General features: G+C 66.8%; 1 protein-coding gene. It reads left to right on the forward strand.

The window, feature by feature from the left end; all coding sequences use genetic code 11:
* On the forward strand, positions 1-274 hold a 274-nt coding region (locus KZZ07_RS26920), incomplete at both ends, for a proton-conducting transporter transmembrane domain-containing protein (protein WP_305067275.1).

Genomic DNA, 274 nt, shown 5'->3' on the forward strand with positions numbered 1-274 from the left:
CGGCCGCGACCGACCTCGGCCTCGTCGTCCTGTTCCTACAAATGGTGAGCTTCCCGTCCTACCTGCTTGTGCTGCTCGTCCGAGGCGACCGCCTGGCCCAGGAAGCGACCCTGAAGTACTTCCTTTACGGTGCGGCCGCGCTTGCGGTCATGGCCTACGGCCTCACCTTCCTGTTCGGCCTCACCGGCAGCCTGAACCTGCGCGCCATCGGTGTAGGATTGGCGGGGGCGGATCGGGCCTGGGTCGCACTGGCTTTTGGCCTGGTCGTGGTCGG

Origin of the sequence: Mameliella sp. CS4, assembly GCF_019392335.1 — a bacterium.
Classification (GTDB): domain Bacteria; phylum Pseudomonadota; class Alphaproteobacteria; order Rhodobacterales; family Rhodobacteraceae; genus Antarctobacter.